Below are 8776 nucleotides of genomic sequence, written 5' to 3'. Positions count from 1 at the left end.
AACGCCCCCAAATTGACGCTGAGTCATTTTCGTCACGATCAACGCCATTTCGGTCAGAAGGGCGCGCCCCAATCCGGGACCTCGACCTCCCAATGCAGCGGACGGATCCCCGGCACGGGTGCCGGCAGGACCGGCAGGCGGTCGTCCAACAGCACGCCGCAGACCAGCCGGTCGAGCCCCGGCCCGGCATGCGTGACCGACGCGATGTTGCGCAGGATGCGGGTCGGCGCGCGGTCCAGATGCGGGCGGCCCATGGTGCCCTCGGCGAAGGCGGCCTGCACCTCCTCGGCCCAGGCCGCGTCGCGTTCGCCGACGACAAGGACCAGGCCGCCCTCCGGGTCGATCCGGAACAGCTCGTTGGACACGATGCAGGCCACCAGCAGCCCGCCCTCGGCATCGAGCGCCAGCCCGTCGGGAAAGGCGCCCGCCGGCATCCGCGCAAAGACCTCCGGCGCGCCGTGCAGCCCGGCCTCGTCCAGCCGTACGCGGCTGACGCGCTGGGCCATCGTTTCGGCGATATAGAGCCAGCCGCCCGCGTAATCCGCGCGGATCTCGTTGGTATAGCCCAGCCCCTCCAGCACCACCCGGAACCGCCCGCGCTCGATTACGCCGACATAGCCGTTCGCCACGTCCGGCCGATAGGCCAGGCTGCGCGGCGTCATGGTCGAGGAGACCGTGATCCAGATGCGCCCCGTCTCGTCAGGCAGAACGAAGTTCACCGGCGGCGGCGTCGCGGTCGTGCTGCAAGCGTGGAACGGCCGGAAGCCCTCGGCATCCAGCTCCATCAGCCCGCCGCCATCCGCGATATTGGCCACGAGGAAGCTGCCGTCGCCGCGCAGCGCGATGCCGTTCGCCAGAACCGGATGGCCGCCGAATTCGGTCGGCGCGGCCAACGCCATCTGCGTGCCGTCGGGCCGGATGCGCGCCACGCCCCGGTCGCCATGCGCGCAGAATAGATCGCCCGAGGCGGTGGCCAGCACGCATTCCGGCCGCGTCAGCCCGTGGCCGACATAGCTCACCCGATCCAGCATCGCCGCCCTCCCCCGGGCATCATGCCGGGCGCGGCCCCGGAATCAATCGTCGCGCGCGATCCGTACCGCTTGCGGCCCCAGCGCCGCGGGCGGCCAGAGCGCACCCTCCGCCGCGGGCAGATCCTCGCCGCGGGTCGAAACCGTGACGGTCAGCGCCCCGCGCCGGGCGGAGAGCTGCCCCTCCGGCGCGTCGCGCGGTTCCCAGGCGGCGGCAAAATCCTCGGGGTGATCGCGGCGCAGGTGCAGCAGGCAGCGCGTCAGGTCGAGCTTCGCGCGATCGAAGCCAGACAGGTCGCCCCCGCCCGCCAGCGCCGCTTCCAGCCGCTCGAAATCGACCGGGGCGCGATTGTCGGGGTCGGTCAGGCGGAAGCTGCCGATCTCGGTCCCCTGGTAGATGTCGGGAATGCCCGGGATCGTCAGCTTCAGCGCCGCCTGCGCCAGCGACAGCCGCTCGGCCTGGCGCGCCAGCGGGGCGAGCGCCTCGGGCAGCGACCCGAACCGGGCCGCCGCGGCGCGCGCCGCGTCCAACACCGGCGCCTCGAAGGCGGCATCGACGGCGGTCCAGAACGTGTCCCGCTTGGCCTCGCGCATGGCCTTTTCCATATGCGTCGCCAGCCGATCCGCCAGGTCGCCATCCGGGGCCCCGGCAAAGGCCGACTGCGCCAGGTACCAGCCCCAGGGCGCCGGCAGATCGTCCACCAGCGCCATCAGGTCGTCGCGCACACCCGGCGCGTGGCTGATCGCCGCGATGCGCATCCGGGCGTCTTCGGCCCGCTTCGTGTCGTGGCTCGAGGTCAGGGTCAGCGCTCCCGGCATCTGCGCCTCGCGCGCGGCCATCTTCGCGTGGAACCCGGCCGGGTCCAGCGCCGGGGCGTCGGGCTCGGCCCCCACCTCGTTGGCCGAGAGCAGCGGCACCCAGCGATAGAAGGCCGTGTCCTCCTGCGCCTTGGCGATGGCCGCGCCGGTGAGCTGCTGCAGGCGCAGGCGCAGCTCGACCACCGCCGGATCGGTCAGCAAGCGGGCGAGGTCGGGCAGCGCGCCGGGGTCGGGCCGGGCCCGTGCGGCGCGCACGGCCACGTCGCGGATCAGCGCCGCATCGGGCTTGGGCACCGTGTCGGCGGTCGTGTAGCTGCGATAGCGCGGGAAGGCCCGCACATAGGCGAGGATCGCGTCGCGCCACGCGGCCCGACCCCATTCCATCGCCGCGCCGGCTTCCGTGGCGAGGTCGGTCAGCCGCTCCAGCTCGGCCTGCAACTCGGTCGTCACGATCTGCGTCTTCGCCGCGTCGCGCACCGCGCCGAAATCGCCCCAGCCCTCGGCCAGCCGGGCCGCGCCAGCCCCATCCGTCAGGACCCGCGCGATCGACCGCGCCGCGACGTAACCGGTCGTGCCCTCGACCGGCCACTCGGGCAGCGCCTCGTCGCCGGTCAGGATCTTCTCGACCCAGATCGGTGTGTCCGGCAACCGGTCGCGCAGCCGCCGCAGGTATTCGGCCGGGTCGGCCAGCCCATCGACATGATCGACGCGCAGCCCGTCGACCACGCCGCGTTCGACCAGCTCGAAGGTCAGGCGGTGCACATCCTCGAAGACGGCCCTGTCCTCGACCCGCAGCCCGATCAGCCCGGTCACCGTGAAGAACCGGCGATGGCTGATCGCCGCCGCCTCGGTGCGCCAATGGGTCAACCGCCAGGGCTGCGCGGCATGGACGGCGTGGATGTCGCCCATCGGCCGCGCCGCCAGCGGCACCCGCAGCCCGCCCGGCGCGACCATCGCATCGTCCTCGACGGTGATCTCGCCCGCGTCCGCCAGGTCGGCGAAGGGCGCGCCCAGCCAGGGCAGGCGCAGCCGCCCCTCGGTCCAGTCGATGTCGAAATGCCCGGAATAGGCACTGTTCCGGCCCTTCGCGAGCACATCGGCGAGCCAGCGATTGTGCACCGTGAAGGCCATGTGGTTCGGCACGATGTCGAGGATCAGGCCCAGCCCGTGATCCCGCATCGCGGCCGATAGCGCTTCCAGCCCCGCGCGCCCGCCCAGCTCCGGCTCCACCTCGTTCGGGTCGCAGACATCGTAGCCATGGGTCGAGCCCGGCGCGGCGGTGAAGACCGGCGCGAGATAGAGATGCGAGACGCCGAGGTCGCGCAGATAGGGCGCGAGCCGCGCGGCGCGGGCGAAATCCATGCCCTCGCGCAGTTGCAGCCGGTAGGTGGCGGAGGGCAGCTTCATGTCAGGGCCTCGGTCGGGCGGCGCGCATCAGCGCGGTGATGCGGGCGAAGGTCGGATGCGCAGCGATCGCTTCGAGCGGCGTGGGCGACCGCGGCCGCCAGTTCGGATAGCTCTCGACCGTGCCGGGCAGGTTGGTCGGCGCCTCGGGCCCCACGAGGTCGGCCAGCCGCACGCCCGCCAGCAGACAGGGCGTCGCGGCGATGAAGCGATGCGCCGCGTCGAGCACCGCCTCGGGCAACTCAGCCTCCTTCACATCGGCTTTCACGCCCATCGCCTTCGTCATATGCCGCCGCTCCCAGGCGCGGTGCTTGTGCTGCGCCTTCCCCGCCTTCTTCGAGATCAGCCCGTGCTCGACCCGATGGTCGATATCGTCGCCCCGCCACCAGCCCGCCAGCACCGGCAGGTCATGGGTGGACAGGCAGGCCAGCGCCATCTCGGGATAGTCCGCGGGCGGCTTGAACCCGTCTCCGGTCTGCTCGAAATAGGCGATCCGGTAGGACAGGATGCGCGCCTTCTCCATCGCGTCGCGGAAGCCGTCGGGCACGAAGCCCAGATCCTCGCCGATCACCACCGCCGCACGCTCGCGGCTGGCTTCTGCCAGCGTCGCCAGCATCTCGGGCAGCGGAAAGCGCAGATGCGTCCCGGCGCTGGCGGGCGCGCCTTCGGGGATCAGGAAGAGCTGCCACAGCGCCATCGCATGATCGATCCGCAGCGCGCCGGCATCGCGCAGCTGCGCGTCGATCATCGCCCGGAACGGCGCGAAATCCGTGTCGCGCAGCCCCGCCGGAGAGGGCGCGGCCAGGTGCCAGTTCTGCCCCTCCTCGCTGAAGAGGTCGGGCGGCGCGCCCACGGTCAGCCCGGGCAGCGCCACCGCCGCGCCCGACCAGGTGGCCGAGCCGTCCAACGCCTCGCCCACGGCCAGATCGAGATACAGGCCCAGCCGCATGCCGGCCTCCCGGGCCGCCGCCTGCGCCTCGGAGAGCTGCCGCCGCGCGATCCATTGCAGCCACAGCTGGAAGTCGATTTCGGAGCGGTTCGCATCCACGAAAGTCTCTGTTTCGGGGCTTTCAGGGTCTTGCAGCCCCTCCGGCCAGCCGTGCCAGCCGCCGCCTTCGACGCGGGAAATCGCCTCGAACAGCGCGTGCCGCCGCAGCGCCGCCCCACCCTCGGCTATGAAAGCATCAAAGGCGGGATCGGTGCCGAAATGGTCGAAGACGTGGCGCAGCGCGACCATCTTGGCCCGCGCGACGGCGGCGTAGTCGACGAGATCGCCATCGGGCATCGCCGGCCGCGCGCAGCCCAGCGCGTCGGGTGCGATGTAGAGCGGGTTCAGGAAGCGACGGTTCGACGGCGAGAAGGGCGAGGTCCGCTCGGGCGCGGCGGTGAACAGCGCGTGGACCGGGTTGATCCCCAGGAAATCGGCGCCCGCCGCGCCGCAGATGCGCGCCAGTTCGGCCAGATCGGCGAAATCGCCGATGCCCCAGGACCGCTCCGAGCGCAATTCGTAGAGCTGGCAGAAGATGCCCCAGCCCGGCGCGTCCTGCAGCGAGGCGGGAAGGTAACAGCGCGCGCCCTTCGGCACGGTCATGCGCTTCGGCGCGGCGGGTCCCTCGGGCGGGCCGTCCGGATCCTGCCCCAGCCCGCGCAGGATCAGGCGCAGCGTCTCCTCGGGCACGGCGCGCCCGTCGTAATCCAGCGTCAGGCCGTGGTGCCGGGCCTGCTTGCGCAACGCGGCCTTCACGACACGAAGACCGCGGCGGAGTTCGGCGCGCCGGGCGCCGCGCCCTCCAGATGGATCATCTCGCCGTCCGCCGCCGGCAGGTCGACCGCCGCCTCCGACAGGTTCGCGCGGATCGACACCGTGCCGCCGCCCAGCGCCCAGTCCACCGCCAGGCACCGCGCCGGCGCATCCAGCACCCGGCCCGCGCCCGGCCCGGTGCCGTCGAGCAACGGCCCGATCCGCTCGGCCCGCAGCCGCAGTAGGGCCCGGTGGCGCTCAACGGCGGCGCGGCCCTCGGGCGTCTCGGCCCGTGTCCAGTCGATACGGCTGGCCTCGAAGGTCGCGCGGGCGACCGGGTCCGGCACCTCGGCGGCGCTGAAGCCCGCGAAGCCCTCGAATTCCTTGCGGCGGCCCTCGGTCACGGCGCGGCCCAGATCGCCGTCGAAATCGGCGAAGAACAGGAAGGGCCGCTCTTCCTCCCATTCGTCGCCCATGAAGATCATCGGCACATGCGGCTGCAAGAGCAGCACCGCCTGCATCGCCCGGAGCGCGTCGCGATCGGCCAGCACCGTCAGCCGCTCGCCCCGCGCGCGGTTGCCGACCTGGTCGTGATTCTGCAGGAAATCGATGAAGGTCTCGGGCTGCATATGGGCCGAACGCACGCCCTTCCCGCCCGCGCCGCCGGTCGAGAACCCCTCGGCCATCGCGCGGGTCAGAAGCCCCGTCGGATCGGCGGCATAGGCGTCGTAGTAGCCCTCCGTCTCGCCGGTCAGCAGGACATGCGCGGCGTTGTGCCAGTCGTCGTTCCACTCACCCTGCATCGCCGCCGCGCCCTCGTGCAGGTGGGTGACGTTGCGATTGTCCTCGGTCGTCAGGTGCACCGGTCGCCCGGCGGCGGCCTGCACCTCGCGCGCGAGTTGGACCAGCAGCTCGGGGTCCGAGGGATCGCGGATCTGGTCGATCGCGTCCAGCCGCAGCCCGTCGAGGTTGAATTCGGTCACCCAATAGACGGCGTTGTCGATGAAGAAGCGCCGCACCGCGTCGCGGGTGTAGTCGATGCCCGCGCCCCAAGGCGTGTGCCGGTCGGCATCGAAGAAGTCGGGGGCATACATCCCGAGGTAATTCCCGTCCGGGCCGAAATGGTTGTAGACCACGTCGAGCAGCACCATCAGCCCGTGCCCATGCGCCGCGTCGATCAGCGCGCGCATCTCGTCGGGTCGCCCATAGGCCGGGTGCGGCGCATAGGGCAGGACCCCGTCATAGCCCCAGCCCCGGTCGCCACCGAACTGCGCCACCGGCAGGATCTCCAGATGCGTGACGCCGAGGCCCGCCAGATGCGGCAGCCTGTCGATGGCGGCGCGGAAGGTGCCTTCGGGCGTGAAGGTGCCGATATGGCATTCGTAGATCACCGCCTCGCGCCAGGCCCGCTCGGGACGGGGATGCCGCCAGCCGTAGTCGGTGCCCGTCACGACCGAGCGGCCATGCACGTCGCCCGCCTGGCGGCGCGCGGCCGGGTCGGGCACGACGAAGCCGTCGGGCAGGCGGAAGCCGTATTCCGTCCCCGCGGGGGCGTCGGTCACCCGCTCGAACCAGCCCGCGCCCGCGGGATCCATCGCCAGCTCGCGGTCCGGTAGCACCAGCGTCAGCGTCTCGACCCCCGGCGCCCAGATGCGGAAGCGGGTGCCGTCGGGCCCGGGCAGCGCGCCCCAGGCGGGGGGCGGGACCTCAGTCATCCGTCGCCTCCAGAAGCAGCAGCGACCGGCCCTCGATCGCGATCACGTTGCGCACCGGATCGCCGCGGCCCTCGGGCCCCGCGAAGCCCTCGGTCGTGTCGACCAGCCGCACCCAGCGCCCCGCGGGCAGGTGCACGTCCCGCCCCTCGGGTCCGGCATTCATCGCCAGGAACAGCGTGCGGTCGTTGCGCCCGTGCAGGCTGACGGCCAGGGCGCGCCGCTCCGGGTCCTGCCAAGCCTCGGGCTCCATGTCCTTGCCCATCAGCCGGTGCCAGGTGGCGTAGCGCCCCTCGGAATTGTCGCCATGGGCGTGGAAGAAGCGGCGATAGGTCAGCAGGCTGCGCGAATGGCGCAGCGCGATCAGGCCCTGCACGAATTCCACGAAGGGATCGTCGGTCTTCGACCAGTCGAGCCAGTTGATCTCGCCGGGCTGGCAATAGGTGTTGTTGTTGCCGTCCTGGCTGCGCCCCTGCTCGTCGCCCATCAGGATCATCGGCGTGCCCTGGCTCAGCAGCAGGGTGGCCATCAGGTTGCGCCGCTGCCGGTCGCGCAGCGCGACGATCTCGGGGTCGTCGGTCGGCCCCTCGACCCCGTGGTTCCAGCTCAGGTTGTGCGAATGCCCGTCACGCCCGCCCTCACCATTGGCCTCGTTGTGCTTGTGGTTGTAGCTCACCAGGTCGGCCAGCGTGAAACCGTCATGGGCGGTGATGAAGTTGACGCTGGATTGCGGGCGGCGGCCGTCATGCTCGTAGATCTCGGCCGAGCCGAGGATGCGGTCGGCCAGCGCCGGGGCCTGCCCGGCATCGCCCTTCCAGAAGGCGCGCACCGTGTCGCGATACTGGTCGTTCCACTCGGCCCAGCCCGGGGGGAAATTGCCGACCTGGTAGCCGTCATTGCCGGTGTCCCAGGGCTCCGCGATCATCTTCACCGAGGACAAGACCGGGTCCTGCAGCACCGCGTCGAGGAAGGGCGCATGCGGGTCGAAATGGTCGCGCCGCCGCGCCAGCGTCGTGGTCAGGTCGAAGCGGAACCCGTCCACGTGGCACTGCTCGACCCAGTAGCGCAGGCTGTCCATGACCATCTGCAGCACGCGCCGATTGTCGAGGTTGAGCGAGTTCCCGGTGCCGGTCGTGTCGTAGTAATACCGCTTGTCGTCGCCCAGCAGGTAGTAGCTGGCATTGTCGATCCCGCGGAAGGACAGCGTCGGGCCCAGCTGATTGCCTTCGGCGGTGTGGTTGTAGACCACGTCGAGGATCACCTCGATATCGGCATCGTGGAGCCGGCGCACCATCACCCGGAACTCGTCCAGCGCACCGGGCTGCACGAGGTAGCGGGTCGCGGGGGCGAAGAACCCCATCGAGTTGTAGCCCCACCAATTGGTCAGGCCCTTGTCCAGCAGGTGCCGGTCGTCGGGAAAGGCGTGGATCGGCAGAAGCTCGACCGCGGTCACGCCCAGCTTCTTGAGATGCGCGATCGTGCCCGGCTGGGCCAGCCCCTCGAAGGTGCCGCGCAGCGGCTCGTCCACATGCGGCGCGCCCATCGTCATGCCGCCGACATGGGCCTCGTAGATCACCGTGCGGGCCCAGGTGGTCCGCAGCCGGCGGTCGCCGCCCCAGCTGGACGCATCCGGCGTCACCACGCATTTCGGCATCGAGGAGGCGCTGTCGCGGCGGTCGAAGCTCAGATCCTCGCGCCGGTGGCCGACCTTGTAGCCGAAGAGGCTGTCATGCCAGCGCAGCTCGCCCGAATGCGCCCGCGCATGCGGGTCCAGCAGCAGCTTGTGGGGGTTGAACCGGTGCCCCTCCTCGGGGGCGTAGGGCCCGTGCACGCGGTAGCCGTAGAGCTGCCCCGGCCGCACGTCCGGCAGATATCCGTGCCAGATCTGGTTGGTGTATTCCGGCAGCGGGATGCGCGCGATCTCGCGCTTGCCGGTGGGGTTGAACAGGCACAGCTCGACCTTTTCGGCATGGGCCGAGAACAGCGCGAAATTGGTGCCCGCCCCGTCCCAGGTGGCGCCAAGGCGCGCCCCGGTGCCGGGTTCGATGCGGTGGTCGGACGGCATGCTGCGG

The 8776-nt window shown here is 71.2% G+C and carries 5 protein-coding genes; all 5 read right to left on the bottom strand.

Features of this window, described 5'->3' with window-relative positions:
* Window positions 1-53 precede the first annotated feature (53 nt).
* From P8627_RS08840 to glgX, 5 genes are read right to left on the bottom strand one after another with little or no spacing between them, the layout of a single operon-like run.
* Complete coding sequence (locus P8627_RS08840; protein WP_279963740.1) at window positions 54-1031, bottom strand: SMP-30/gluconolactonase/LRE family protein; 978 nt, start codon at window positions 1029-1031, stop codon at window positions 54-56.
* Window positions 1032-1073: 42 nt separating this feature from the next.
* Window positions 1074-3254 (bottom strand): malto-oligosyltrehalose synthase, encoded by a 2181-nt coding sequence (gene treY, locus P8627_RS08835; protein ID WP_279963739.1) that lies wholly within the window; start codon window positions 3252-3254, stop codon window positions 1074-1076.
* 1 nt (window position 3255) lies between these two features.
* Complete coding sequence (malQ, locus tag P8627_RS08830; protein WP_279963738.1) at window positions 3256-4983, bottom strand: 4-alpha-glucanotransferase; 1728 nt, start codon at window positions 4981-4983, stop codon at window positions 3256-3258.
* A gap of 8 nt (window positions 4984-4991) precedes the next feature.
* A complete protein-coding gene (gene treZ, locus P8627_RS08825; RefSeq protein ID WP_279963737.1) occupies window positions 4992-6707 on the bottom strand; it encodes a malto-oligosyltrehalose trehalohydrolase in 1716 nt (571 codons plus the stop codon).
* Window positions 6700-8769 carry a glycogen debranching protein GlgX gene (gene glgX, locus P8627_RS08820; RefSeq protein WP_279963736.1) on the bottom strand — a complete coding sequence of 690 codons (2070 nt, stop codon included), beginning with the start codon at window positions 8767-8769 and terminating at the stop codon, window positions 6700-6702. Before glgX ends, treZ begins: the two co-directional genes overlap by 8 nt.
* Window positions 8770-8776 lie beyond the last annotated feature (7 nt).

It is taken from the genome of Jannaschia sp. GRR-S6-38 (genome assembly GCF_029853695.1).
GTDB classification, from domain to species: domain Bacteria; phylum Pseudomonadota; class Alphaproteobacteria; order Rhodobacterales; family Rhodobacteraceae; genus Jannaschia; species Jannaschia ovalis.
Note: the sequence above shows the minus strand (reverse complement) of the source record. Positions and strands in the feature narration are given on the sequence as shown.

Bases quoted from the DNA above. Each gene is read 5' to 3' on its own strand.
- P8627_RS08840 (WP_279963740.1), bottom strand. From the start codon at position 1,031: ATGCTGGATCGGGTGAGCTATGTCGGCCACGGGCTGACGCGGCCGGAA.
- treY (WP_279963739.1), bottom strand. From the start codon at position 3,254: ATGAAGCTGCCCTCCGCCACCTACCGGCTGCAACTGCGCGAGGGCATG.
- treZ (WP_279963737.1), bottom strand. From the start codon at position 6,707: ATGACTGAGGTCCCGCCCCCCGCCTGGGGCGCGCTGCCCGGGCCCGAC.
- glgX (WP_279963736.1), bottom strand. From the start codon at position 8,769: ATGCCGTCCGACCACCGCATCGAACCCGGCACCGGGGCGCGCCTTGGC.